Source organism: Pseudomonas sp. KT_2_4 (genome assembly GCF_041410225.1).
GTDB classification, from domain to species: domain Bacteria; phylum Pseudomonadota; class Gammaproteobacteria; order Pseudomonadales; family Pseudomonadaceae; genus Aquipseudomonas; species Aquipseudomonas paracarnis.
Genome location: NZ_CP166962.1, coordinates 2,681,116 through 2,707,099, shown reverse-complemented (window position 1 = coordinate 2,707,099; position 25,984 = coordinate 2,681,116). Strand labels below are relative to the sequence as shown.

27 protein-coding genes are annotated in these 25,984 nt (G+C 59.4%); 25 read left to right on the top strand and 2 right to left on the bottom strand.

Translation table 11 applies throughout. From position 1 onward, the window contains the following. Nucleotides 1-16 precede the first annotated feature (16 nt). From yajC to AB9N64_RS12460, 4 genes are all read left to right on the top strand, one after another. Nucleotides 17-355, top strand: a complete 339-nt coding sequence (gene yajC, locus AB9N64_RS12475) for a preprotein translocase subunit YajC (RefSeq protein WP_003175975.1) — start codon at nt 17-19, stop codon at nt 353-355. Between the two features lie 62 nt (nt 356-417). Further along, entirely contained in the window at nt 418-2,286 is a 1,869-nt protein-coding gene (secD, locus tag AB9N64_RS12470; protein ID WP_014719826.1) for a protein translocase subunit SecD, read from the top strand. 9 nt (nt 2,287-2,295) lie between these two features. Continuing rightward, nucleotides 2,296-3,210, top strand: coding sequence for a protein translocase subunit SecF (gene secF, locus AB9N64_RS12465; RefSeq protein WP_014719825.1), 915 nt, complete (start codon nt 2,296-2,298; stop codon nt 3,208-3,210). Between the two features lie 123 nt (nt 3,211-3,333). Next, nucleotides 3,334-3,876 (top strand): glycine zipper 2TM domain-containing protein, encoded by a 543-nt coding sequence (locus AB9N64_RS12460; protein WP_003194023.1) that lies wholly within the window; start codon nt 3,334-3,336, stop codon nt 3,874-3,876. A gap of 205 nt (nt 3,877-4,081) precedes the next feature. On the opposite strand, the gene suhB is transcribed toward AB9N64_RS12460, so the two are convergent. After that, entirely contained in the window at nt 4,082-4,897 is an 816-nt protein-coding gene (suhB, locus tag AB9N64_RS12455; protein ID WP_005791195.1) for an inositol-phosphate phosphatase, read from the bottom strand. 145 nt (nt 4,898-5,042) lie between these two features. Between suhB and trmJ the strand changes: the two genes are divergently transcribed. From trmJ to AB9N64_RS12350, 21 genes are all read left to right on the top strand, one after another. After that, a complete protein-coding gene (trmJ, locus tag AB9N64_RS12450; protein WP_014719824.1) occupies nt 5,043-5,813 on the top strand; it encodes a tRNA (cytosine(32)/uridine(32)-2'-O)-methyltransferase TrmJ in 771 nt (256 codons plus the stop codon). Nucleotides 5,814-5,815: 2 nt separating this feature from the next. After that, on the top strand, nt 5,816-6,601 hold the full coding sequence (gene cysE, locus AB9N64_RS12445; RefSeq protein WP_371360325.1) for a serine O-acetyltransferase: 786 nt from the start codon (nt 5,816-5,818) through the stop codon (nt 6,599-6,601). Between the two features lie 287 nt (nt 6,602-6,888). Further along, the gene (gene iscR / locus AB9N64_RS12440) at nt 6,889-7,380 is read left to right on the top strand and encodes a Fe-S cluster assembly transcriptional regulator IscR (RefSeq protein WP_003194020.1); all 492 of its coding nucleotides are present in this window, start codon (nt 6,889-6,891) and stop codon (nt 7,378-7,380) included. Nucleotides 7,381-7,430: 50 nt separating this feature from the next. Beyond that, complete coding sequence (locus tag AB9N64_RS12435) at nt 7,431-8,645, top strand: IscS subfamily cysteine desulfurase (RefSeq protein WP_003194019.1); 1,215 nt, start codon at nt 7,431-7,433, stop codon at nt 8,643-8,645. Between the two features lie 99 nt (nt 8,646-8,744). Then, entirely contained in the window at nt 8,745-9,131 is a 387-nt protein-coding gene (gene iscU / locus AB9N64_RS12430) for a Fe-S cluster assembly scaffold IscU (RefSeq protein WP_003175965.1), read from the top strand. A gap of 28 nt (nt 9,132-9,159) precedes the next feature. Further along, the gene (iscA, locus tag AB9N64_RS12425; RefSeq protein ID WP_003209680.1) at nt 9,160-9,483 is read left to right on the top strand and encodes an iron-sulfur cluster assembly protein IscA; all 324 of its coding nucleotides are present in this window, start codon (nt 9,160-9,162) and stop codon (nt 9,481-9,483) included. A gap of 8 nt (nt 9,484-9,491) precedes the next feature. Next, nucleotides 9,492-10,013 carry a co-chaperone HscB gene (hscB, locus tag AB9N64_RS12420; protein ID WP_014719822.1) on the top strand — a complete coding sequence of 174 codons (522 nt, stop codon included), beginning with the start codon at nt 9,492-9,494 and terminating at the stop codon, nt 10,011-10,013. 51 nt (nt 10,014-10,064) lie between these two features. Then, nucleotides 10,065-11,927 (top strand): Fe-S protein assembly chaperone HscA, encoded by a 1,863-nt coding sequence (hscA, locus tag AB9N64_RS12415; protein WP_014719821.1) that lies wholly within the window; start codon nt 10,065-10,067, stop codon nt 11,925-11,927. A gap of 3 nt (nt 11,928-11,930) precedes the next feature. After that, the gene (fdx, locus tag AB9N64_RS12410) at nt 11,931-12,272 is read left to right on the top strand and encodes an ISC system 2Fe-2S type ferredoxin (RefSeq protein WP_005791182.1); all 342 of its coding nucleotides are present in this window, start codon (nt 11,931-11,933) and stop codon (nt 12,270-12,272) included. A 14-nt stretch (nt 12,273-12,286) separates the two neighbouring features. Beyond that, on the top strand, nt 12,287-12,487 hold the full coding sequence (gene iscX, locus AB9N64_RS12405; RefSeq protein ID WP_014719820.1) for a Fe-S cluster assembly protein IscX: 201 nt from the start codon (nt 12,287-12,289) through the stop codon (nt 12,485-12,487). Nucleotides 12,488-12,579: 92 nt separating this feature from the next. Continuing rightward, on the top strand, nt 12,580-13,005 hold the full coding sequence (gene ndk, locus AB9N64_RS12400) for a nucleoside-diphosphate kinase (RefSeq protein ID WP_003175956.1): 426 nt from the start codon (nt 12,580-12,582) through the stop codon (nt 13,003-13,005). A gap of 29 nt (nt 13,006-13,034) precedes the next feature. After that, nucleotides 13,035-14,183 carry a 23S rRNA (adenine(2503)-C(2))-methyltransferase RlmN gene (rlmN, locus tag AB9N64_RS12395; RefSeq protein WP_003194014.1) on the top strand — a complete coding sequence of 383 codons (1,149 nt, stop codon included), beginning with the start codon at nt 13,035-13,037 and terminating at the stop codon, nt 14,181-14,183. A 10-nt stretch (nt 14,184-14,193) separates the two neighbouring features. Continuing rightward, complete coding sequence (gene pilW / locus AB9N64_RS12390) at nt 14,194-14,952, top strand: type IV pilus biogenesis/stability protein PilW (protein ID WP_014719819.1); 759 nt, start codon at nt 14,194-14,196, stop codon at nt 14,950-14,952. Then, nucleotides 14,952-15,932 (top strand): RodZ domain-containing protein, encoded by a 981-nt coding sequence (locus tag AB9N64_RS12385; RefSeq protein ID WP_339231661.1) that lies wholly within the window; start codon nt 14,952-14,954, stop codon nt 15,930-15,932. Before pilW ends, AB9N64_RS12385 begins: the two co-directional genes overlap by 1 nt. Nucleotides 15,933-15,934: 2 nt before the next feature. Next, nucleotides 15,935-17,044 carry a flavodoxin-dependent (E)-4-hydroxy-3-methylbut-2-enyl-diphosphate synthase gene (ispG, locus tag AB9N64_RS12380; RefSeq protein ID WP_003175952.1) on the top strand — a complete coding sequence of 370 codons (1,110 nt, stop codon included), beginning with the start codon at nt 15,935-15,937 and terminating at the stop codon, nt 17,042-17,044. 23 nt (nt 17,045-17,067) lie between these two features. Further along, a complete protein-coding gene (hisS, locus tag AB9N64_RS12375) occupies nt 17,068-18,357 on the top strand; it encodes a histidine--tRNA ligase (RefSeq protein WP_019817223.1) in 1,290 nt (429 codons plus the stop codon). Between the two features lie 41 nt (nt 18,358-18,398). After that, the gene (locus AB9N64_RS12370; RefSeq protein WP_014719816.1) at nt 18,399-19,040 is read left to right on the top strand and encodes a YfgM family protein; all 642 of its coding nucleotides are present in this window, start codon (nt 18,399-18,401) and stop codon (nt 19,038-19,040) included. Next, entirely contained in the window at nt 19,033-20,184 is a 1,152-nt protein-coding gene (bamB, locus tag AB9N64_RS12365) for an outer membrane protein assembly factor BamB (protein WP_014719815.1), read from the top strand. Before AB9N64_RS12370 ends, bamB begins: the two co-directional genes overlap by 8 nt. Nucleotides 20,185-20,323: 139 nt before the next feature. Further along, a complete protein-coding gene (der, locus tag AB9N64_RS12360) occupies nt 20,324-21,793 on the top strand; it encodes a ribosome biogenesis GTPase Der (protein WP_005791167.1) in 1,470 nt (489 codons plus the stop codon). 134 nt (nt 21,794-21,927) lie between these two features. Beyond that, complete coding sequence (locus tag AB9N64_RS12355; RefSeq protein ID WP_019817224.1) at nt 21,928-23,076, top strand: pyridoxal phosphate-dependent aminotransferase; 1,149 nt, start codon at nt 21,928-21,930, stop codon at nt 23,074-23,076. After that, nucleotides 23,064-23,855, top strand: coding sequence for an amidohydrolase (locus AB9N64_RS12350; RefSeq protein ID WP_038451430.1), 792 nt, complete (start codon nt 23,064-23,066; stop codon nt 23,853-23,855). The genes AB9N64_RS12355 and AB9N64_RS12350 overlap by 13 nt, the downstream gene beginning before the upstream one ends. Nucleotides 23,856-24,022: 167 nt before the next feature. On the opposite strand, the gene leuA is transcribed toward AB9N64_RS12350, so the two are convergent. Then, nucleotides 24,023-25,702, bottom strand: a complete 1,680-nt coding sequence (leuA, locus tag AB9N64_RS12345) for a 2-isopropylmalate synthase (RefSeq protein ID WP_014719812.1) — start codon at nt 25,700-25,702, stop codon at nt 24,023-24,025. Nucleotides 25,703-25,984 lie beyond the last annotated feature (282 nt).

Genomic DNA, 25,984 nt, shown 5'->3' with positions numbered 1-25,984 from the left:
GCAACTGGAGTGCTAAATGAGCTTTTTTATCTCTAACGCCATGGCTGACGCCGCTGCGCCTGCTGCTGCCGGCCCTATGGGCGGTGGTTTCGAGTGGATTTTCCTGGTCGGCTTCCTGGTCATCTTCTACCTGATGATCTGGCGTCCACAGGCCAAGCGCGCCAAAGAGCAGAAAAACCTGCTGGGCAGCCTGCAAAAAGGCGACGAAGTCGTGACCACTGGCGGTATCGCCGGCAAGATCACCAAGGTCTCCGATGCTTTCGTGGTACTGGAAGTCTCCGACACCGTGGAAATGAAGTTCCAGAAGGGCGCCATCGCCGCCACGCTGCCTAAAGGCACGCTCAAAGCGATCTGAGTAACAACCTTTACCAATCGACGGGGCGCGCAAGGCGCCCCGCGTTATAAGCGGGCGGCGTGATGCTGAACAAATACCCTCTGTGGAAATACGTACTGATCCTGGCGGTGCTGGCGATCGGTTTTATTTATTCCGCTCCCAATCTCTATCCTGATGACCCGGCGATCCAGATCTCTGGCGCCAGCACTTCGCTGCAGGTCAATCAGGCTGACCTGGACCGTGCGAGCAAAGCGCTCACCGACGCGGGTATCCAGGTTAAAGCGGCAACCTTGGCGGCTGGATCCAAAGGCGGCTTGTTGCGCCTGACCAAGCAAGAAGACCAATTGCCGGCCAAAGATGTCGTACGCAAGGCCATGGGTGACGACTACGTTGTCGCGCTCAACCTGGCCCAGACCACGCCACAATGGCTGCGCAGCATTGGCGCGCACCCGATGAAGCTGGGTCTGGACTTGTCCGGCGGTGTGCACTTCCTGCTGGAAGTCGACATGGACAAGGCCCTGGACGCACGTCTGAAGGTCTACGAAGGCGACGTGAAGAGCCTCCTGCGCAAAGAGAAGCTGCGCTACCGCAGCCTGCCGCAGCTCAATGGCGCCATCCAGCTGGGCTTTGCTGACGAAGCATCCCGCGAACAGGCCCGTGCGCTGATCCGCAAGAACTTCAATGACTTCGACATCGTGCCTGCCGACCTGAACGGCCAAGCGGTACTGCGTCTGGCGATGAGCCCGGCCAAGATCGCTGAAATCCGCGAATACTCCATCAAGCAGAACCTGACCACGGTCCGTAACCGCGTCAACGAGCTGGGTGTAGCCGAGCCGATCGTGCAGCGCCAGGGCGCCAACCGCATCGTGGTTGAGCTGCCAGGCGTACAGGACACCGCTGAAGCCAAGCGTATCCTCGGCAAGACCGCCAACCTGGAGTTCCGTCTCGCGGCAGACCCAGGCGCTACGCGTGCCACTTCCGAAGAATTCGAATTCCGTGAAGGCAACCGTCCTCCAGCGCTGATCGAGCGTGGCTTGATCATCACCGGTGACCAGGTGACCGACGCCAAGGCCGGTTTCGGCGAGCACGGCACGCCTGAAGTGAACATCCGTCTGGATGGTCATGGTGGCGAACTGATGAGCCGCGCCACGCGCAGCAACGTTGGTCGCAGCATGGCGGTGATCTTCATCGAGCAGCGCCCGGTGACCACCTACACCAAGCAAATGGTCAATGGCGTCGAGAAAGACGTGCCGGTGCAGACCTTCAAGGAAGAGAAGAAGATCATCAGCCTGGCGACCATCCAGTCGCCGCTGGGTGCTCAGTTCCGTATCACTGGCCTGAACGGCCAGGGCGAGTCTTCCGAGCTGGCGTTGCTGCTGCGTGCCGGTGGCCTGGCTGCACCGATGTACTTCGCTGAAGAGCGTACCATCGGCCCGAGCCTGGGTGCCGACAACATCACCAAAGGTGTCGATGCGGCGCTGTGGGGTATGTTGTTCGTGTCGCTGTTCATCATCGCCATCTACCGCTTCTTTGGTGTGATCGCCACTGTCGCCCTGGCGGGCAACATGGTGATGCTGCTGGCGTTGATGTCGTTGCTGGGCGCCACACTGACCCTGCCAGGTATCGCCGGTATCGTACTCACCATGGGTATGGCGGTGGACGCCAACGTGCTGATCTTCTCGCGGATTCGTGAAGAGATCGCCGCCGGCATGACCGTGCAGCGTGCAATCAACGAAGGCTTCGGCCGGGCATTTACCGCGATCCTCGACTCCAACCTGACCACACTGTTGGTCGGCGGGATTCTCTTCGCCATGGGCACAGGCCCGGTGAAAGGTTTTGCGGTGACCATGTCCCTCGGGATCTTTACCTCGATGTTCACGGCCATCATGGTGACCCGCGCAATGGTCAACCTGATCTTTGGCGGGCGTGACTTCAAGAAGTTGTGGATTTAAGGGGCTGCCATGTTACGTACAATCAACTTCATGGGCGTTCGCAATATTGCGTTCGGCGTCACCGTGCTCCTTACCGTTCTGGCGTTGTTCAGCTGGTTCCATAAGGGCCTGAACTACGGCCTGGACTTCACCGGCGGTACGCTCATCGAGCTGACCTACGAGAAGCCGGCCGACGTTACCCTGGTGCGCAGCGAGCTGGTCAAGGCCGGCTATCACGAAGCCGTGGTGCAGAGCTTTGGTGCCACCACCGACCTGCTGGTGCGCATGCCTGGCGAAGACCCGCAACTGGGTCACCAGGTAGCCGAGGCCTTGCAGAAGGTGGGCGGCGATAACCCGGCGTCGGTCAAGCGCGTCGAGTTCGTCGGCCCGCAAGTGGGTGAAGAACTGCGCGATCAGGGCGGCCTCGGCATGCTGATGGCGCTGGTCGGCATCATGATCTACCTGGCATTCCGCTTTCAGTGGAAGTTCGGTGTCGGCGCCATTGTGTCGCTGATCCACGACGTGATCGTGACCGTGGGTATCCTGGCCTACTTCCAGATCACCTTCGATCTGACCGTATTGGCAGCTGTGCTGGCGATCATTGGTTATTCGCTCAACGACACCATCGTGGTCTTCGACCGGGTTCGTGAGAACTTCCGGGTGCTGCGCAAGGCGACGTTGATCGAGAACATCAACATCTCCACCACGCAGACCCTGCTGCGGACCATGGCGACGTCGATCTCCACCTTGCTGGCGATTGCTGCGCTGATGATCTTCGGTGGCGATAACCTGTGGGGCTTCTCCCTGGCGCTGTTTATCGGCGTTCTGGCGGGTACTTACTCGTCGATCTACATCGCCAACGTGGTGCTGATCTGGCTGAACCTCAACAGCGAAGACTTGATCCCTCCTGCCGCTACCGACAAGGAGGTCGACGACCGTCCTTGATGGGCGTTTGTTGATCCGCTGTTACAAGAAAGGCGCGAGTATTGAACTCGCGCCTTTTTTTTTGCTCCAAGGCTGGGTATAGCGCGGATCTTTCGGTCCGCTTGTGATGGTCAGGAGGTTCATGTGAACAAGTCGTTGCTGGTTGGTGCGGTATTGGGTGCTGTCGGTGTGACTGCCGGAGGCGCTGTTGCCACCTACAGCCTGGTAAAAAGCGGCCCTGAGTATGCGCAAGTACTGGCGGTACAGCCGGTGAAAACCCAGATCAAAACCCCGCGTGAGGTCTGCAAGGACGTCACCGTGACCCGACAGCGTCCGGTGCAGGACCAACATCAAATCGCCGGTACCGTGGTGGGCGCCCTTGCGGGTGGCCTGCTGGGCAACCAGATTGGTGGCGGTAACGGTAAGAAGCTGGCCACCGTGGCCGGTGCTGTCGGTGGCGGTTATGCCGGTAACAAGGTTCAGGAAGGCATGCAGAACCGCGATACCTACACCACCACACAAACTCGCTGTAACACCGTTAACGACATCAGCGACAAGGTGGTCGGTTATGACGTGCGTTACAACCTGGATGGCAAGGAAGGTACCGTGCGTATGGAGCGTGACCCTGGCAGCCAGATTCCGGTGGATAAGGAAGGTCGTTTGATCCTAGGTCAGAACCAGCAGTAATCCCAAGCCTTGCAAGGTTCAAGTGTGGGAGCTGGCTTGCCTGCGATGGCGGTGGGTCAGTAACCCGTGAGTTGGCTGGCAGGCTGTTATCGCAGGCAAGCCAGCTCCCACATTGGCTTGTATTGAGTCAGTTGGAATTGGTTTTTTGCTAAATCCCAGGCATAAAAAAAGCACCCCGAGGGGTGCTTTTTTTGTGCTCGCTCGCTTAGCGCTTCAGCGAAGCCGGCAGGTGCGGCTGGATCGCCGTCAGTACTGCCTTGAAGCATTTGGTGTTGCCAGCCACGACGTGGCCTTTCTCCAGGAAGTCATGACCACCGGTGAAGTCGCTCACCAGGCCGCCTGCTTCCTGAATCAGCAGGGCGCCTGCTGCCATGTCCCACTCGGACAGGCCCGACTCCCAGAACGCATCAAAGCGACCGGCGGCTACATACGCCAGGTCCAGGCTGGCTGCACCGGCGCGGCGGATGCCGGCGGTCTGGCCAACCAGGGCGCGGAACATGCCCAGGTAGTTTTCCAGATTGTCCATCTGGTCGTCACGGAATGGGAAGCCGGTACCCAGCAGAGCGCCTTCCAGGCTAGTGCGGCCGCTGACACGCAGGCGACGACCGTTCAGTTGGGCGCCACGACCACGGCTGGCGGTGAATTCTTCCTGGCGAACCGGGTCCAGCACAACGGCGTGTTCCAGGCGGCCACGGTATTTGCAGGCGATGCTCACGGCAAAGTGCGGGATGCCGCGCAGGAAGTTGGTGGTGCCATCCAGTGGGTCGATGATCCACAGGTAGTCTTCGCCTTCGCCACTGCCTTTGTGCAGGCCGGTTTCTTCACCGAGGATGCCGTGGGTAGGGTAGGCCTTGCGCAGGGCGTCGATGATTTTCTGTTCGGCGGCGCGATCCACCTCGGATACATAATCCTTGGCGTCTTTTTCGTCGACCTTGATGGTATCCAGGCGCTCGATGGAGCGGAAGATCAATTCACTGGCGCTGCGGGCGGCGCGCAGCGCGATATTCAGCATGGGCTGCATGGATAGGTCACCTAAGGTTGTTAAAGAAAGCCGAGCATTCTAGCAGAAACTTTCCTCAGGTGAAGGACGACGTTCGCTTTCATGGCATAACCTTAGGCGGTTCTGTAAGATTTGCTCCCCTTTCCCGTGTCCGAGAGCGCCTCCCTTGCTGCAAAACATTCGTGTCGTCTTGGTCAATACCAGTCATCCCGGCAACATCGGCGGGGTGGCGCGAGCCATGAAAAACATGGGGCTGACGCGCCTGGTGCTGGTCGAACCGCGGGTATTCCCGCACCACGAGGCGGATGCCCGTGCGTCCGGCGCCAATGACTTGCTTGAAAATGCCCAAGTCGTCGCCACCTTGGAGGATGCCTTGGTCGGCTGCAATCTGGTGCTCGGCACCAGCGCCCGTGACCGGCGTATCCCTTGGCCGCTGCTGGATCCGCGTGAATGCGGCACCAAAGTGGTGGAAGAGGCTGCTGGCGGTGCTGAAATCGCCTTGGTATTCGGCCGTGAAGACTCCGGCCTGACCAACGAAGAGCTGCAGCGATGTCATTACCACGTGCATATTCCCTCAGACCCTGAGTTCAGCTCGCTGAACCTCGGGGCTGCGGTGCAGGTGCTGACTTATGAAGTGCGCATGGCCTGGCTGGCCGCTGCCGGCCAGCCGAGCAAGGTGGAAAAGGAAGAGGTTGCATCGACCAAAAGTGGTGAGTTGGCCACCATGGACGAGCTGGAACGGTTCTATGAGCACCTGGAGCAAACCCTGGTCGCCATCGAATTCCTCGACCCTGAAAAGCCACGGCACTTGATGGCGCGCCTGCGCCGCTTGTACGGCCGCAGCTCGGTGAGCCGGGCTGAAATGAACATATTGCGTGGCATCCTCACGGAAACCCAGAAAGCGGCCCGTGGTGAGCTTCTTAAGCGGAAGGATTAAAAATGTTCGAGCGTTTGCGAGAAGATATCCAGAGTGTTTTCCACCGTGACCCGGCGGCGCGCAATGCCTTTGAAGTGCTGACCTGCTACCCGGGCATGCACGCGATCTGGATCCACCGCCTGTCCGGCGCCCTGTGGGGCATGGGCTGGAAATGGCTGGCGCGGCTGGTATCGAACTTCGGGCGCTGGTTAACCGGTATCGAGATCCACCCGGGTGCCAAGGTGGGCCGTCGGTTCTTTATCGATCACGGCATGGGCATCGTGATTGGCGAGACAGCCGAGATCGGCGATGACGTCACCCTCTATCAAGGCGTGACCCTGGGCGGCACCACCTGGAATAAGGGTAAGCGTCACCCAACGCTGGGCGATGGGGTGGTAGTAGGGGCGGGCGCCAAGGTGCTCGGGCCGTTTACCGTGGGTGCCGGCGCGAAGGTTGGCTCCAACGCGGTAGTGACCAAGGCTGTGCCGCCGGGTGCCACGGTTGTGGGTATTCCAGGCCGCATCATCGTCAAGCCGCAAGACGGTGATGGGCAAGAGGCCAAGCGCAAGGCGATGGCCGAAAAGATTGGTTTCGATGCCTATGGCGTTAGTGAAGACATGCCCGATCCAGTGGCTCGTGCTATTGGTCAATTGCTTGATCATCTGCAGGCGGTGGATGGCAAACTGGAGGGCATGTGCGGGGCGCTGAAGGAGCTGGGCAGCCCGTACTGCGCCAAAGACCTGCCTGAACTGCGTGAAGAAGATTTTGCTGAAATCAAGGACGAGGCCGCTACCACCAAGGCAGGCTGAATGCGGTCTCTTGTGGGAGCTGGCTTGCCTGCGATAGCTGTCTATCAGCTTGCTTATAGGTTGCTGGCCCACCGCAATCGCAGGCAAGCCAGCTCCCACATTTGATCTCCATTGGCTCGGTGGTCTTGCAACAGGCCTGGTTGCGCTGTTCGATCCCACCCCATCCTGCTATGATTCGCGCGCCCTTTTTACGGGTATTCCTGACTAAAGTACTAGGTCTTATAGTTGACTTAAATACTCGGGAATCGCATACTTGCTCCCATTCTGAAACACCTTGGTACTTGTCCATGAGACTGACTACAAAAGGCCGATACGCGGTGACCGCCATGCTCGACTTGGCCTTGCACGCGCAAACTGGGCCGGTGTCCCTGGCCGATATCTCCGAGCGCCAAGGCATTTCCCTGTCCTATCTCGAGCAGTTGTTCGCCAAATTGCGCCGTAGCAATCTGGTTTCCAGCGTTCGCGGTCCGGGTGGTGGCTATCAGTTGTCCCGCGACATGCAGGGCATTCAGGTGGCCCAGGTGATCGACGCGGTCAACGAATCCGTCGATGCCACCAAATGCCAGGGTTTGGGTGACTGCCATGCCGGTGACACCTGCCTGACGCACCACTTGTGGTGTGACTTGAGCCTGCAGATCCATGAGTTTTTGAGTGGTATCAGCTTGGCTGATCTTGTGACTCGCCGTGAGGTGCAAGAAGTAGCCCAGCGTCAGGACCAGCGCCGTTGCAACACCAAGGCGCCGCGTCTGGACAAGATTGAAGCGTCCGCCGTCGAGTGACAGCCGAAGAGCTAACGGCACGCCAGCCAGCCTGATTTAGGAGAAAGTCCATGAAATTGCCGATTTACCTTGATTACTCAGCGACCACCCCGGTTGATCCGCGTGTCGCGCAAAAAATGAGCGAATGCCTGCTGGTCGACGGAAACTTCGGCAACCCGGCCTCCCGTTCCCACGTATTCGGCTGGAAAGCCGAGGAAGCGGTCGAGAACGCTCGTCGCCAAGTCGCTGACCTGGTCAATGCCGACCCGCGCGAAATCGTCTGGACCTCTGGTGCCACCGAGTCCGACAACCTGGCTATCAAGGGCGCGGCGCATTTCTACGCGACCAAAGGCAAGCACCTGATCACCACCAAGATTGAGCACAAGGCTGTCCTGGACACCATGCGCCAACTGGAGCGTGAAGGTTTCGAGGTTACCTACCTTGAGCCAACCACCGACGGTATCGTCACCCCGGCCATGATCGAAGCCGCGATGCGTGAAGACACCATCCTGGTTTCGGTGATCCACGTGAACAACGAAATCGGCACTATCAACGACATCGCCGCCATCGGCGAGCTGACTCGCTCCAAGGGCGTGTTGCTCCACGTCGACGCTGCTCAGTCCACTGGCAAGGTCGATATCGACCTGTCCAAGCTGAAAGTCGACCTGATGTCGTTCTCGGCCCACAAGACTTACGGCCCTAAAGGCATCGGTGCTCTCTACGTAAGCCGCAAGCCGCGCGTACGTATCGAGGCCACCATGCATGGCGGCGGTCACGAGCGCGGCATGCGTTCGGGCACCCTGGCGACCCACCAGATCGTCGGCATGGGCGAAGCTTTCCGTGTGGCCAAGGAAGACATGGCTGCCGAAAACGTGCGCATCAAGGCCCTGAGCGATCGCTTCTACAAGCAGGTCGAAAACCTTGAAGAGCTGTACATCAACGGCAGCATGACCGCTCGTGTACCGCACAACCTGAATTTGAGCTTCAACTACGTCGAAGGCGAGTCGCTGATCATGGCGCTCAAGGACCTGGCGGTATCGTCCGGTTCGGCCTGCACCTCGGCGTCCCTTGAGCCTTCGTACGTACTGCGCGCCCTGGGCCGCAACGACGAACTGGCCCACAGCTCGATCCGCTTTACGTTCGGCCGCTTCACCACCGAAGAGCAAGTCGACTACGCCGCGCAGAAGGTCTGCGAAGCCGTCAACAAGCTGCGCGTTCTGTCGCCACTGTGGGACATGTACAAAGACGGTGTCGATATTTCCAAGATCGAGTGGGCGGCACACTAACTATAGAAGCCGCCACCCAAGCTCTGTAGGAACGTGGCGGAAAACGCAGGCGTTTCTACAGGGTTCCAGAGCGGCCCTGATGAGTGAGGATTCAGTACCATGGCTTACAGCGAAAAGGTCATCGACCACTACGAAAACCCGCGCAACGTCGGCAAGATGAACGCGGAAGATCCAGATGTCGGCACCGGCATGGTCGGCGCCCCGGCGTGCGGCGATGTAATGCGCCTGCAGATCAAGGTCAATGATGCTGGTGTTATCGAAGACGCCAAATTCAAGACTTACGGCTGCGGTTCGGCCATCGCCTCCAGCTCCCTGGCGACCGAATGGATGAAAGGCAAGACCCTGGATGAGGCTGTCACCATCAGCAACACCCAGCTGGCCGAAGAACTGGCGTTGCCGCCAGTGAAAATCCACTGCTCCGTACTCGCTGAAGATGCCATCAAGGCAGCTGTTCGCGACTACAAGCAGAAGAAAGGCTTGATCTAAGCATTTGGCGACGAGTAAGGAGTCAACGATGGCTATCAGCATGACAGAAGCGGCTGCGCAGCACATTCGCCGCTCCCTGAATGGGCGCGGTAAAGGTGAGGGGATTCGTCTGGGTGTACGCACCACGGGCTGTTCCGGCCTTGCCTACGTGCTGGAGTTTGTCGACGAGGTGGTTGAAGAGGATCAAGTGTTCGAAAGTCACGGCGAGAAAGTGATCATCGACCCCAAGAGCCTGACCTACCTGGACGGCACCGAACTCGATTTCGTCAAGGAAGGGTTGAACGAAGGTTTCAAGTTCAACAACCCTAACGTGCGCGGTGAATGTGGCTGCGGCGAAAGCTTCAACATCTGAGGCTACTCGTGGGTACTCCTTGTCATTTCGCTTTATTCGAGCTGCAGCCGAGCTTTCGGCTGGACCTTGAGCAGCTCGCCACGCGCTACCGTGAATTGGCGCGTGGGGTGCATCCGGACCGCTTCGCTGACGCTTCCGAGCGTGAGCAGCGCTTGGCCCTTGAGCAATCGGCCAGCCTCAACGAAGCCTATCAGACGCTCAAAAGCCCCCCCAAACGCGCGCGCTATTTGCTGGCGATGAAGGGAGGTGAGTTGCCGATGGAGGTCACCGTGCATGATCCGGACTTCCTGATGCAGCAGATGCAATGGCGTGAAGAACTCGAAGAACTGCAGGACGAAGCCGATGTGGCGGGTGTCGCGGTCTTCAAGCGTCGTCTGAAAACCGCCCAGGATGAGCTCAACGAAAGCTTCGCAGCCTGTTGGGATGATGCGGCGCAACGCGAACAGGCCGAGCGCCTGATGCGGCGCATGCAGTTTCTCGACAAGCTCACCTACGAAGTGCGCCAGCTAGAAGAGCGCCTCGACGATTAACCCAGTGCTGCCCGTGATGCACGCCTGATAGACAGATAAGACCTGATTACCATGGCTCTACTGCAAATCGCCGAACCCGGCCAAAGCCCTCAACCGCACCAGCGTCGCCTGGCGGTCGGGATTGACCTGGGCACCACCAATTCCCTGGTTGCTGCCTTGCGCAGCGGCCTGTCCGAGCCACTGCCTGACGCCGATGGGCAGGTGATCCTGCCGTCCGCTGTGCGTTATCACGCAGATCGCACTGAAGTGGGCGAGTCGGCCAAGCTCGCCGCGTCCGCAGACCCCTTGAACACGGTGTTGTCGGTCAAGCGCTTGATGGGTCGTGGGTTGTCCGACGTCAAGCAATTGGGTGACCAACTGCCGTACCGCTTTGTCGGCGGCGAGTCCCATATGCCGTTCATCGACACCGTCCAGGGGCCCAAGAGCCCGGTCGAAGTGTCGGCCGATATTCTCAAGGTGCTGCGCCAGCGTGCGGAAAATACCTTGGGTGGTGAGCTGGTAGGGGCGGTTATCACCGTTCCGGCGTATTTCGATGACGCCCAGCGTCAAGCCACCAAGGACGCGGCGAAACTTGCCGGCCTGAACGTGCTGCGCTTGCTCAACGAGCCGACTGCGGCAGCTGTGGCCTACGGCCTCGATCAGCACGCTGAAGGCCTGGTCGCTATTTATGACCTGGGCGGCGGTACCTTCGATATTTCGATCCTGCGCCTGACCGGCGGTGTGTTCGAAGTGCTCGCGACCGGCGGCGACAGCGCCCTGGGTGGCGATGATTTTGATCACGCCATTGCTGGCTGGATCATCAGCAGTGCCGGCTTGTCGGCTGATCTGGACCCAGGCGCGCAGCGCAACCTGCTGCAAACTGCCTGCGCGGCCAAAGAGGCGCTGACTGACGCTGCTTCTGTTGACGTTTGCTACGGTAATTGGTCGGCCCCACTGACTCGCGAAGCCTTTGATGCGCTGATCGAGCCGATGGTCGCCCGCAGCCTCAAGGCCTGCCGTCGTGCTGTGCGTGATTCCGGTATCGAGTTGGAGGACGTTGGCGCAGTGGTCATGGTGGGCGGTTCCACCCGCGTTCCGCGCGTGCGTGAAGCGGTAGCCGAAGCCTTTGGGCGCCAACCACTGACCGAAATCGACCCGGATCAAGTCGTCGCCATCGGCGCTGCCATCCAGGCCGATACCCTGGCTGGTAACAAGCGTGATGGCGGCGAATTGCTGTTGCTCGACGTGATTCCGCTGTCGCTAGGCCTGGAAACCATGGGCGGCCTGATGGAGAAGGTGATTCCGCGTAACACCACCATCCCCGTCGCGCGCGCCCAGGACTTCACCACCTACAAAGACGGTCAGACAGCCATGATGATTCATGTGCTGCAAGGTGAGCGCGAGCTGATCAGCGACTGCCGTTCCCTGGCGCGCTTTGAATTGCGTGGCATTCCGGCGATGGTCGCGGGCGCGGCGAAAATTCGCGTGACCTTCCAGGTCGATGCCGATGGCCTGCTCAGTGTCGCTGCGCGCGAACTGGCGTCTGGCGTTGAAGCCAGCATCCAGGTCAAGCCGTCCTACGGCCTCACCGATGGCGAAATCGCCAAGATGCTCAAGGATTCATTCCAGTATGCCGGTGACGACAAGGTCGCCCGCGTATTGCGCGAGCAACAAGTGGATGCCCAGCGCCTGCTCGAAGCGGTGCAGGGCGCCCTTGAAGCCGACGGCGAGCGCTTGCTGGATGCCGAAGAGCGCATGGTCATTGACCTGCAAATGCAGGAACTGGCCGAACTGATGAAAGGCAACGATGGTTACGCCATCGAGCAACAGACCAAGCGCCTGTCGCAAGTCACTGATGCCTTTGCTGCCCGCCGTATGGATCAGACGGTTAAAGCCGCGCTGGCGGGCCGCAACCTGAATGAAATTGAGGAATAACTGATGCCGCAGGTCACTTTTCTACCGCACGCCGAACATTGCCCTGACGGCATGGTCGTGGAGGCTGAGACCGGCAAGTCCCTGCTTGACGTCGCCCATGACAACCACATCGAGATCGAAAGTGCTTGTGGCGGCGTGAATGCCTGCACCACGTGTCACTGCATCATTCGTAAAGGTTTCGACAGCCTCAATGAGGCTGACGACCTGGAAGAAGACTATCTTGATCGGGCGTGGGGCCTGGAGCCGACGTCGCGCCTGAGTTGTCAGGCGAAAGTGGGGACTGAAGACCTCACCGTCGAAATCCCGAAATATTCGCTCAACCATGCAGCCGAAGCGCCGCATTGATTCAAGGAAATGTCATGAGCCTGAAATGGGTTGATGTACAAGAAATCGCTATACAACTTGCGCAAGCTCATCCTGAGGTCAATCCTCTTACCGTGAACTTCGTCAAGCTGCGCGACCTCGTAATGGCACTGCCGGATTTTGACGACATCCCTGACCGGGGTGGCGAAAAGGTCCTTGAGGCGATTCAAGGCCTGTGGATCGAAGAAGCAGACTGAGCCGCCTTTTTACGCAGTTAGGCAATACCCGATAACCCGCGTATAATTCGCGGGTTTAATTTTTCGTAAATTACCGTTTCTGGAGTTACACCATGGCTGTTCAACGTACTTTCTCCATCATCAAGCCTGACGCTGTTGCAAAAAACGTCATCGGCGAGATCACCACTCGTTTCGAAAAAGCCGGCCTGAAGGTTGTAGCTTCGAAACTCAAGCAACTGTCCAAGGCTGAAGCTGAAGGCTTCTACGCTGAGCACAGCGCTCGTGGCTTCTTCGGCGACCTGGTTGCCTTCATGATCTCCGGTCCTGTTGTTGTTCAGGTTCTGGAAGGCGAAAACGCTATCGCTCTGAACCGTGAGCTGATGGGCGCTACCAACCCTAAAGAAGCAGCTGCCGGCACCATCCGTGCTGACTTCGCTGAGTCCATCGACGCCAACGCTGTACACGGCTCGGACTCCGAAGCTGCCGCTGCTCGCGAAATCTCGTACTTTTTCGCTGCTACTGAAGTAACCGCTCGCTAAGCATCGGCTTAAAGAGTGAGGGTGAATCCATGACTACATCGACTGTTAAAACCAACCTGCTGGGTCTGACTCAGCCGGAAATGGAGAAATTCTTCGACTCAATCGGGGAGAAGCGTTTCCGTGCCGGTCAGGTAATGAAGTGGATTCACCACTTTGGCGTCGACGATTTCGACGCCATGACGAACGTCAGCAAGGCCCTGCGCGACAAGCTCAAGGCCATTGCCGAGGTGCGTGGTCCCGAAGTGGTCAGCGAGGACATTTCCAGCGACGGTACCCGTAAATGGGTGGTGCGCGTGGCGTCCGGTAGCTGTGTCGAGACCGTGTACATTCCCCAGGGCAAGCGCGGCACTTTGTGCGTTTCGTCCCAGGCAGGCTGTGCCCTGGACTGCAGTTTCTGCTCCACCGGCAAGCAAGGCTTCAATAGCAACCTCACCGCCGCCGAAGTCATCGGCCAAGTGTGGATTGCCAACAAATCCTTTGGCAGCGTCCCGGCGACCGTCGACCGTGCCATCACCAACGTGGTGATGATGGGCATGGGTGAGCCGCTGCTGAATTTCGACAACGTGATTGCGGCCATGCATTTGATGATGGACGACCTGGGCTACGGCATCTCCAAGCGCCGCGTGACCCTGTCGACCTCCGGCGTGGTACCGATGATCGATGAGCTGGCCAAGCACATCGACGTCTCCCTCGCGTTGTCGCTGCACGCACCTAATGACGCATTGCGTAACCAATTGGTGCCGATCAACAAGAAGTATCCGCTTAAGATGCTGCTCGAATCGTGCCAGCGTTATATGGCGACCCTGGGTGAGAAGCGTGTGCTGACCATTGAGTACACCATGCTCAAGGACGTCAACGACAAGCTGGAGCACGCGGTCGAGATGATCGAATTGCTCAAGGACACCCCGTGCAAGATCAACTTGATCCCGTTCAACCCGTTTCCTCATTCTGGTTACGAGCGGCCGAGCAACAACGCCATCCGTCGTTTCCAGGATCAACTGCACCAGGCCGGCTATAACGTCACTGTGCGAACCACTCGTGGTGAAGACATCGATGCCGCCTGTGGCCAATTGGTAGGGCAGGTGATGGACCGCACCCGCCGCAGTGAACGTTATATCGCCGTGCGCGAACTTAACGCCGCTGAAGATTTGCCGCAAATCGCTGTGAATCGAATCTGAGAGGATCTCTATGCCCTTGCGCCTTGCGCTGCTTTTACTGTTTACCGGCCTCGTGGCCGGTTGCGTTTCATCGGGCCATGACAGCCCGTTGCGCACTGATAAAGGCCGTGATGAGGCGCGGGTTGCCTATGTGCAACTGGGTTTGGGGTACCTGCGCCAAGGCATGAGCGAGCAGGCCAAGGTGCCGTTGAAAAAGGCCCTTGAGCTGGACGCTGATGATGCCGATGCCAATGCCGCGCTGGCCCTGGTGTTTCAGGCTCAGGCCGAGCCCGAGCTGGCCGACCGCTATTTTCACAAGGCCCTGGCCTCCCGCCCTGCCGATCCGCGGCTGCTGAATAACTACGGCAGTTTCCTGTTCGAGCAGAAACGGTATGACCTGGCGTCACGTTATTTCCAGCAAGCCGCCACCGATACTCTCTACCCGCAGCGTTCGCGGGTGTTCGAGAACCTTGGTGTGACCTCGATGCGCCTCGGCCAGCGCGACAGCGCCCGCCAGCAGTTGGAAAAAGCCCTGCACCTGAACAGTCGCCAGCCACGGGCATTGCTCGAAATGGCTGAGTTGTCTTACGAAGACAGGCATTATGTGCCAGCACGTGACTATTACGAGCGTTTTAGCCTGCTCAGCGGGCAAAATGCACGTAGTCTATTGCTCGGTGTGCGCCTGGCGACGGTTCATGAAGAACACGACACGGCCGCACGTTTTGGCCAGCAACTCGAACGACTCTATCCCGGTACGCCGGAATATCAGCAATACCTGTCGGAGCAATGATGAAAGCCGCGCACCCGGAAGATGTAGCAGCTAATCGCGTCAACCCAGGCGAAACCTTGCGCCAGGCCCGCGAAAGCAATGGTTGGTCGCTGGCGGAAGTGGCCCTCAAGCTCAATTTGACCAGCACCTCCCTGGCCAACCTGGAAGCCGGCGCGTTCGATAAGCTGCCTGGGCATACCTTTGCCCGCGGCTATATCCGCGCCTACGCCAAATTGTTGGGTATCGACCAGGCCGTACTGGTGCAGGAATTCGACCAGTTCACCGGTACCGATGCACAGGGCAGTAATGTCCATGGCCTTGGGCGCATCGAAGAGCCAACGCGGGTTTCCCACACGATTTTGCGGATTGTCAGCCTGTTGTTGCTGGTTGCCGTGGTCGGCGGCGGTTTCGTCTGGTGGCAAGACCAAGCCTCCCTGCGCAGCAAAGACCTGACCAGCAACGCCATGGAGCACGTCGAAGTCGAAAGCGCCGATGGCACCACCCAGATTCATCCGCTGGACGAGCCGGAAGACCAGGCCGTGGTAGAAGGGCAAGCCGCGCCGCAAGCGCCGGCCACTGCCGAACAGCCCACGCCAGATGCTGGCGTGGACCCTGCTGCGGTACCGGCTCCGGCTGTTCCGACCGCTCCCGCAGCACCCGTGGCACAGGCTCCGGCGGCTCCTGCACCTGCGACCCCTGCGCCAGCCGCACCCGCAGCGCCGGCGATGTCGCCTCCCACCACTCCGGCGTTGATCGCCGGTGACGGGCGCGTACAAATTACCTTCATCGCTGACTGCTGGACGCAAGTTACCGATGGCAACGGCAAAGTGCTGTTCAGCGGTTTGAAGCGTAAGGGCGATACGCTTGACCAGGGCGGCAAGCCTCCTTTGACGCTGCGTCTGGGCTTCGCCCGTGGCGCGCAAGTGGCCTACAACGGCCAGCCTGTAGACGTGGCGCCGTTCACCAGTGGCGAGACCGCTCGCCTCAAGTTGGGACAATAGTCATGCACGGCGAATCTCCAATCAAACGTCGCGTATCTCGCAAGATATGGGTCGGCTCGGTGCCGGTGGGTGGCGATGCCCCTATCGCAGTGCAGAGCATGACCAACAGCGACACCAACGATGTAGCGGCCACCGTGGCCCAGATCAACCGTCTGGAAGCGGCCGGTGTGGACATCGTGCGAGTTTCCGTACCAGACATGGACGCAGCCGAGGCCTTTGGTCGTATCAAGCAGTTGGTCAAGGTACCGCTGGTTGCCGACATTCACTTCGACTACAAGATCGCGTTGCGCGTGGCCGAACTGGGTGTGGACTGTCTGCGTATCAACCCCGGCAACATCGGGCGTGAAGACCGCGTGCGTGCTGTGGTGGACGCTGCCCGTGATCGCGGTATTCCGATCCGCATCGGCGTCAACGCCGGCTCCCTGGAAAAAGACCTGCAAAAGAAATACGGCGAGCCCACTCCGGCAGCGCTGGTCGAGTCGGCCCTGCGCCACGTTGAACACCTTGAACGTCTGAATTTCCAGGACTTCAAGGTCAGCGTAAAAGCTTCCGACGTGTTTATGGCGGTAGAAGCCTATCGCCTGCTGGCCAAGGAAATCGTGCAGCCGCTGCACTTGGGTATCACCGAAGCTGGCGGTTTGCGCTCAGGCACAGTGAAATCTGCGGTGGGTCTCGGTATGCTGCTCGCCGAAGGGATTGGCGATACTATCCGCATCTCCCTGGCGGCAGACCCCGTTGAGGAAGTGAAGGTCGGTTACGACATTCTAAAATCCCTGCGTTTGCGTTCCCGTGGTATCAACTTCATTGCCTGCCCGAGCTGCTCGCGGCAGAACTTCGACGTGGTGAAAACCATGAACGACCTGGAGTTGCGCCTCGAAGACCTGCTGGTGCCGCTGGATGTCGCAGTGATTGGTTGTGTGGTCAATGGGCCGGGCGAGGCCAAAGAGGCTCATGTGGGCCTGACCGGTGGTACACCAAACCTGATTTACATCGACGGCAAGCCGTCGCAGAAGCTAACGAATGACAATCTGGTGGACGAGCTGGAAAAGCTGATCCGCGAGAAAGCGGCCGAGAAGGTCGCCGCTGACGCAGCGCTGATCGCTCGCGGCTGATTGAACGAATTTAAGGATCTGATGTGAGCAAGTCTCTGCAAGCCATTCGTGGCATGAACGACATCCTGCCGGAGCAGACGCCACTGTGGCGCTACTTCGAGAGCACTGTCGCGCGCCTGCTGGATAACTACGGTTACAAGCAGATCCGTATGCCGATCGTCGAGTTCACCGAGCTGTTCAAACGCTCCATCGGTGAAGTGACCGACATCGTCGAAAAAGAGATGTACACCTTCGAAGACCGCAACGGCGACTCCCTGACCCTGCGTCCGGAAGGCACGGCCGCGTGCGTGCGTGCCGTACTGGAACATGGCATCACCGGTGGTGGCCAGACCCAGAAGCTCTGGTACATCGGCCCGATGTTCCGCCACGAGCGCCCGCAGAAAGGCCGTTACCGCCAGTTCCACCAGATCGGTTGCGAAGTTTTCAACCTGGACGGCCCGGACATCGACGCCGAGCTGATCGTGCTGACCTGGCGCCTATGGGGCCAACTGGGCATCCGCGATGCGGTCAAGCTTGAACTCAACAGCCTGGGCACCAGCGAGTCCCGGGGTCGCTATCGCGAAGCCCTGGTCGAATATCTGTCGGCCCACCTGGACAAGCTGGACGAAGACAGCCAACGCCGTCTGAAGACCAACCCGTTGCGCGTGCTGGATACCAAGAACGCCGACACCCAGGCCGTGCTGGTCGATGCGCCGAAAATGGCTGATTACCTGGACGACGAGTCCCGCGTGCATTTCGAGGGCCTCAAGGCTCGTCTGGATGCAGCCGGTATTCCCTACGTGATCAACCCCAAGCTGGTGCGTGGCCTCGACTACTACAGCAAGACCGTGTTCGAGTGGGTCACCGACAAGCTCGGCGCCCAGGGCACCGTGTGTGCCGGTGGTCGCTACGACGGCCTGGTCGAGCAAATGGGCGGCAAGCCGACCCCCGGCGTAGGCTTTGCCATGGGCATCGAGCGGCTGATCCTGCTGCTGGAAACCTTGGAGCAGGTTCCGGAAGAGATTTCCCGTCAGGTGGACGTGTACCTGTGCGCTTTCGGCGAGGCTGCCGAACTGGCGGCCCTGGCTTTGAGCGAAAAAGTACGTGACCAACTGCCCAACCTGCGCCTGCAGATCAATGCCGGCGCTGGTAGCTTCAAGAGCCAGTTCAAGAAGGCCGACAAGAGCGGTGCGCTTTACGCACTGATCCTCGGCGATGACGAGCTGGCCCAGCAAGTGATAGGTTTCAAACCCCTGCGTGGCCAGGGTGAACAACAGAACATTGCCTTTGATGCGCTCGCTGCGCACTTGGCCACCTGCATCGTGCAGGGTTGAAGCTGTCGAACAGCCGAATTTAGCGATTAAGGAGTATTGGGGTGTCGAGTACTGATGATGAGCAACTGGCCGAGTTCAAGGACTGGTGGCAGCGTAACGGCAAGCCCCTGGTCACAGGCGGCCTGCTGGCGCTAGTGGTGGTGTTCGGCTGGCAAGCCTGGACCAAGTATCAGGCCAACCAGTCCCAAGGTGCCTCGATCGTTTATCAGCAACTGCTGGAAACTACCCTGACCCCGGACGGCAAGCCTGACCCTGCGCAGGTGGCGGATCTGGCCGGCAAGCTGAAGAACGAATTCGGCGGTAGCACCTACGCCCAGTACGGCAGCCTGTTCGTCGCGAAAGTCGCGGTCGATACCGGCAAGCTGGATGACGCCGTCACCGAGCTGAAGGCCATTGCCGACAAGCCGACCAACCCGACCCTGGGTGAAATCGCACGTCAGCGCCTGGCACAGGTATTGGCGGCACAGAACAAGGCTGACGAAGCACTCAAACTGCTCGACGGCGATGCTGACAAGGCATTCGTGGCCACTCGCGAAGAGCTCAAGGGCGACCTGTTGGTCCAATTGGGTCGTACCGACGAAGCCCATGCTGCGTACCAAAAAGCCAAGGCGGCGCTGTCTGATGAAGCGGCGGTCGGTGGCTTACAAATCAAGCTCGACGACTTGGCCAAAGGGGATGCGTGACGTGATCCGTTGGAAACATGCAGCATTGCTGGCTCTGGCCGTTTTGGCCGCGGGTTGCAGCAGCAACAGCAAAAAAGAACTGCCTCCTGCCGAGCTGACCAGCTTCAAGGAAGAAGTGGTCCTGCAAAAACAATGGAGCCAATCCATTGGTGATGGGCAGGGCGACCTCTACAACCTGTTGCAGCCGGCGATTGACGGCGACAACATCGTGGCTACTGATTCCACTGGTGTCGTGGTTGCCATGGATCGCATGAGCGGCGACGTCAAGTGGAAGAAAGACCTCGAACTGCCGGTTTCCGGCGGTGTGGGCGTCGGCTACGGCATGGTGCTGATCGGTACCCTCAAGGGTGACGTGGTCGCGCTGGACTCCAGCACCGGTGAAGAGAAATGGCGCGCTCGCGTGACCAGTGAAGTGCTCTCGGCACCGGCGACCAACGGCGATATCGTCGTGGTGCAAACCCAGGATGACCGCGTGATCGGCCTGGATGCCTCCACCGGCGACCAACGCTGGTTGTACGACAGCACCCCAGCGGTGTTGACCCTGCGCGGTACCAGTGGTCCGATTGTGACCAACAACCTGGCCGTTGCTGGCCTGTCGACCGGTAAAGTGGTTGCCCTGAATACCCAGAACGGCGTGCCGGCCTGGGAAACCCGTGTGGCCATCCCGCAAGGTCGTTCCGAACTGGATCGCGTGGTCGACATCGACGGCGGCTTGCTGCTGTCGGGTGAAACCCTCTACGTCGCCACCTACCAGGGTCGTGTTGCCGCGTTGGACCTGCAAAGCGGTCGCATCAACTGGCAGCGTGATGCTTCCAGCTATGCGGGTGTCGCCCAAGGGTTTGGCAGCGTCTATGTGAGCCTTGCATCCGGCACCGTTGAAAGTGTGGATGAGCGTTCCACCACTGCACTGTGGAGCAATGACTCCCTGGCTCGCCGTCAATTGTCGGCACCGGAAGTCTTTTCCAGCTACGTCGCGGTGGGTGACTTCGAAGGCTACCTGCACCTGCTGAGCCAGGTGGACGGTCGTTTTGTCGGTCGCCAGCGTATCGACAGCGACGGCCTGCGTGCGCGTCCGCTGGTGGTGGGTAACATGCTTTATGTGTATGGCAACGGCGGCAAGCTGGAAGCCCTGACCATCAAGTAAAGGTTTGACTATGCTTGGGGTAACCCCCAGGCGGCCCTGCTTCGGCGGGGCATGCGGCATCTGACGATGCTGCCCCGAGCACCAGCCGCTGCCCTGCAGCGGCTTTTGTATTTTCTGAAATAACGAAGTGGAGAGCCGCATGGTTCCCGTAATCGCCCTGGTGGGCCGACCTAACGTCGGCAAGTCCACCCTGTTCAACCGCCTGACCAGGACTCGCGACGCCATTGTCGGCGACTTGTCCGGTCTGACCCGTGATCGCCAATACGGTGAGGCAAAGTGGCAAGGGCGCTCCTACATTATTGTCGACACCGGTGGTATCTCCGGTGACGAGCATGGCATGGACGAAAAAATGGCCGAGCAGTCACTGCTGGCCATTGAAGAAGCCGATGTCGTGTTGTTCCTGGTGGACGCCCGCGCGGGCTATACCGCTGCCGACCAGATGATTGGCGAGCACCTGCGCAAGCGCAACAAGCGCTCCTATCTGGTCGCCAACAAGATCGACAACATCGATCCTGAGGCAGCCCGTGCCGAATTCAGCCCGATGGGCCTGGGCGATGCGATCCCGGTCGCCGGTGCCCACGGTCGCGGCATCACCCAGATGCTGGAAATCGCCCTGCGCGACTTCCCCAAGGATGACGTCGAGGAAGAAGAGGGCGAGGAAGAGATCGTCGCTGAAGGTGAGGAAGCCAAGCGCATTCCTGGCCCGAGCGAAAAAGACGGTATCAAGATCGCTATCATCGGCCGCCCGAACGTCGGCAAGTCGACCCTGGTCAACCGTATGCTCGGTGAAGACCGCGTTATCGTCTATGACCAACCCGGCACCACGCGCGACAGTATTTACATCCCGTTTGAGCGTAACGACGAGAAGTACACGCTGATCGACACCGCCGGTGTGCGCAAGCGCGGCAAGATCCACGAAGAAGTTGAAAAGTTCTCCGTGGTCAAAACCCTGCAAGCGATCAAAGACGCCAACGTGGTGATCTTCGTAATGGACGCCCGCGAAGGCGTGGTGGACCACGACCTCAACTTGCTGGGCTTTGCCCTGGAAGCCGGTCGCGCCCTTGTGATCGCGATCAACAAGTGGGACGGCATGACGCCGAGCGAGCGCGATTTCGTCAAAATCGAGCTGCAGCGTCGGTTGTTCTTCGTCGAGTTCGCCGATATCCACTTTATCTCGGCACTGCACGGCACCGGCGTGGGCAACCTCTACGCGTCCGTACAGAACTCGTTCAAGTCCGCGGTTACCCGCTGGCCGACCAACCGCCTGACCCAGATCCTGGAAGACGCGGTGGGCGAGCACGCGCCGCCGATGGTCAACAACCGCCGGATCAAACTGCGTTACGCCCACTTGGGTGGTGCCAACCCGCCGATTATCGTGATCCACGGTAACCAGATCGAGAAGGTGCCCAAGTCCTACGTGCGTTACCTGGAAAACACCTACCGCCGTGTCTTGAAACTGGTCGGTACGCCGATCCGTATCGAGTTCAAGGGTGGAGAGAACCCATACGAAGGCAACAAGAACACACTGACCGACCGTCAGGTGAACAAGAAGCGTCGTTTGATGACTCACCACAAGAAAGCCGACAAGAAGCGCCGTGACAAGAAATAACGGCAGCTTTGCGTTGTAAGCGACACGCTGCAAGAGAGGGCTCCTTTGGAGCCCTTTTTTATGCGCGACCGTTTGTGCCTTGACCCGATGCAGTGGGCAGCTTAAAACTTGTGGCTCACCTGCAGGGGCTTCCGATGATCACCAGCAAGCTGCCGAATGTCGGCACGACCATTTTCACCACCATGTCGCAACTCGCCGCTGAAACCGGCGCGCTCAACCTGTCCCAGGGCTTCCCCGATTTCAATGGCCCGCAAGGTTTACTCGATGCCGTGGGCAAGCATATCGCCCTCGGCCATAACCAATACGCACCGATGACCGGCCTGCCCGTGTTGCGTCAGCAAGTGGCGGCCAAGATCGCCCGCAGTTATGGCGTCACAGTGGATGTCGACAGCGAAGTGACCATCACCCCAGGCGCCACCGAGGCGATCTTTTGCGCGATCCAGGCGGTCATCCGCAACGGCGATGAAGTCATCGTGTTCGACCCCAGCTACGACAGCTACGAGCCGTCGGTCGAGCTGGCCGGTGGTCGCTGCGTGCATGTGCAATTGAGCCTGCAAGGCTTCGCCCTCGACTTTGACAAGATCAAGGCCGCGCTCTCACCGCGCACGCGCATGATCATCATCAACTCGCCACATAACCCCACCGGCGCGCTGATCAGCCGCGCCGAGCTGGACCAGTTGGCCGAACTGATCCGCGACCGTGATATTTATCTGGTCAGCGATGAGGTCTACGAACACCTGGTATTCGACGGTGTGCCCCACGTCAGCATATTGGCCCATCAGGAACTGTATCAGCGCGCCTTTGTGGTCAGCTCCTTCGGCAAGACCTATCACGTGACCGGCTGGAAAACCGGTTACGTGGTCGCACCGCCGGCCCTGACAGCTGAACTGCGCAAGGTGCATCAATATGTCAACTTTTGCGGCGTGACCCCTTTGCAGTACGCTTTGGCAGACTTCATGGCCGAACATCCGGAGCATGTCGACGAACTGCCGGCTTTTTACCAGGCCAAACGTGACCTGTTCTGCGACCTGCTGGCGCCATCGCGCTTGAGCTTTACCCGGGTGACCGGCACTTACTTCCAACTGGTGGATTACTCGCAGATTCGCCCAGACCTGGATGACGTCGCCATGTCCCTGTGGATGACCCGCGAACATGGCGTGGCGACCATTCCGGTTTCGGTGTTCTACCAGCACCCACCCCAAGGCCAGCGCCTGGTGCGCCTGTGCTTTGCCAAACGCGAGGAGACGTTGCGACAAGCGGCGGAAAAACTATGCGCGATCTGAGTGCACTGCCCAATCTGAACATTGCCCTGGTGCAGACGAGCCTGGCCTGGCATGACCGCCAAGCCAACTTCGAACACTTCGAGTTGCTGCTGGAGCAGGCCAAAGGCGCCGACTTGATTGTGTTGCCAGAGATGTTCACCACCGGTTTTTCCATGGAATCAGAAGCCCTCGCCGAGCCGGAAAGCGGCCCCACCCATCATTGGCTCCAGGCCCAGGCGGCAAAGTATCAGGCCGTGATTACCGGCAGCGTGATCATCCAGGCCGCCGATGGCAGCCACCGCAACCGTCTGCTGTGGGCGCGGCCGGATGGTGAGGTCTTGCATTACGACAAGCGCCACCTGTTCCGCATGGCCGGTGAACATGACCATTACACCCCAGGTGAACGCCAGGTGCAGTTCGAGCTGAAGGGTTGGCGCATTCGCCCGCTGATCTGTTATGACCTGCGCTTCCCGGTGTGGAGCCGCGACGCCCAGGATACGGACCTGCTGCTGTACACCGCCAACTGGCCGGGCGCTCGGCGTCAGCATTGGAATCGGCTGTTGCCGGCACGGGCCATTGAGAACCTGTGTTACGTGGCGGCGGTGAACCGGGTGGGCACCGACGGCAAGGGGTTTGCCTACACCGGCGATAGCCAGGTGTTGGATTTCCAGGGTGAGACTTTGCTGAGTGCAGGGGAGGCGGATGGGGTGTTCCAGGTGATCCTGGATGCGACGGAGCTGGCGGCTTACCGTACACGATTCCCGGCGAATCTGGATGCCGATAGCTTTCAGTTTGTCTGAGGCTCTGAGATTGTTCCCACGCTCTGCGTGGGAACGCCTCTTGGGACGCTCTGCGTACCGCTTCTAAGGGCGGACGCAGAGCGTCCAGGGCTGCATTCCCACGCAGAGCGTGGGAACGATCAGGCCCCTGGATTCTCACCCAGGGGCCTTTTGCATTACGGCAATGCTTACGCCGCTTTGGCTTCCAACTGGCTCAACGAGCGGTTCAGCGCACTGAACAGCGCCTTGAAGCTGGCGGTAGTGATGTTTTCATCGATCCCCACCCCATGCACCGGGCGTTCGCCGTTCACGCGCAGTTCAATGTAAGCCGCCGCCTTGGCATTGGTACCCGCACCAATCGCATGCTCGTTGTAGTCCATGATTTCAACGCCAATCGGCAAGCCGGCCACCAAGGCTTCCAGCGCGCCGTTGCCTTTGCCTTTCCAGTGCAAGTTGGTTTCGCCCTGGCCTTTGCCGGAGACTTCCACCTCGACAAAGCTGTTGCCGTTCTCTTCCTGCAGGCGGTGGCTGACCAGCGCGTACGGCGTGTTGGCTTGCAAGTACTCACGCTGCAGCAAGGCGTAGATCTGTGGCGCGGTCATCTCCAGGCCCACGCGATCGGTTTCGGCCTGTACCACCTGGCTGAACTCGATCTGCATGCGACGCGGCAAACTGATGTCGTATTCCTGCTCCAGCAGGTAGGCGATGCCGCCCTTGCCTGACTGGCTGTTCACACGGATCACGGCCTCGTAGCTGCGGCCAATGTCCGCAGGGTCGATTGGCAAGTACGGCACTTCCCACAGCGCATCGTCTTTCTGCTGGGAGAAGCCTTTGCGGATCGCGTCCTGGTGCGAGCCGGAGAACGCGGTATGTACCAGATCGCCGACATACGGGTGACGTGGGTGCACCTGGATCTGGTTGCATTCCTCGACCACTTTACGTACGCCGTCAATGTCAGAAAAGTCCAACTGCGGGTCCAGGCCCTGGGTGTACATGTTCAGCGCCACGGTGACCAAATCGACGTTACCAGTACGCTCGCCGTTGCCAAACAGGCAGCCTTCCACACGATCAGCGCCGGCCATCAGGCCCAACTCGGTGGCCGCCACGCCAGTGCCACGGTCGTTGTGGGTGTGCAGGCTGATGATCACGCTGTCACGACGGTTGATATGGCGACCGAACCACTCGATCTGGTCGGCATAGATGTTCGGCGTGGCGCATTCAACCGTGGCGGGCAGGTTGAGGATCATCTTGTGCTCAGGCGTGGGGTTCCACACCTCGATCACCGCGTCGCAGACTTCCTTGGCGAACTCCAGCTCAGTGGCGCTGAAGGTCTCTGGGGAATATTCGAAGGTCCACTGGGTTTCCGGCTGCTGGGCGGCGTATTTGACGAACAGCTTGGCGGCGTTGACCGCGATGGCCTTGATGCCGTCCTTGTCCTGGTTGAACACGATGCGGCGGAACGACGGCGAGGTGGCATTGTACAAGTGCACAATGGCTTTCTTCGCGCCGCGCAGAGATTCGAAGGTGCGTGCGATCAAGTCTTCACGACCCTGGGTCAGCACTTGGATGGTGGTGTCCTCGGGGATGTGGTTGTCTTCGATCAGGGTGCGCACGAAGTCGAAGTCGGTTTGCGACGCGGCAGGGAACGAGGCTTCGATTTCCTTTACGCCAACGGCCACCAGGGTCTTCCAGAAGCGCAGCTTTTTCACCGCGTCCATCGGCTCGATCAGCGACTGGTTGCCATCACGCAGGTCGGAGCTGCACCAGATCGGCGCTTGGGTGATGGTCTTCGACGGCCAGGTACGGTCCGGGATGTCGATGGTCGGGAACGCGCGGTATTTCGAAGACGGGTCTTTGAGCATGCTCATCGGAAAATCCTTGGTTGTAGGGGCCGAAAAAAGGCGGCCTGCCGTAGAACTGTTATTGGGGATAAAACTTTAGGACGAGGCAGATCGATTCAGCCTGGCAGTCGTGCGCTGACAAGGCACAGGCTGCGGTGCTGGCGGAGCTGAATGAGGGTGTGAGAGGTTTTCATAAGCTCAACCCTAACCGCCGGGGTGAAAGATGGCAAGCAGTCGAGAAAAATTGAGATAAGTTCTTTTGATGTCTCGAAAATCGAGATTTTATTGCCGTAATTTCGAGTGGTGTGT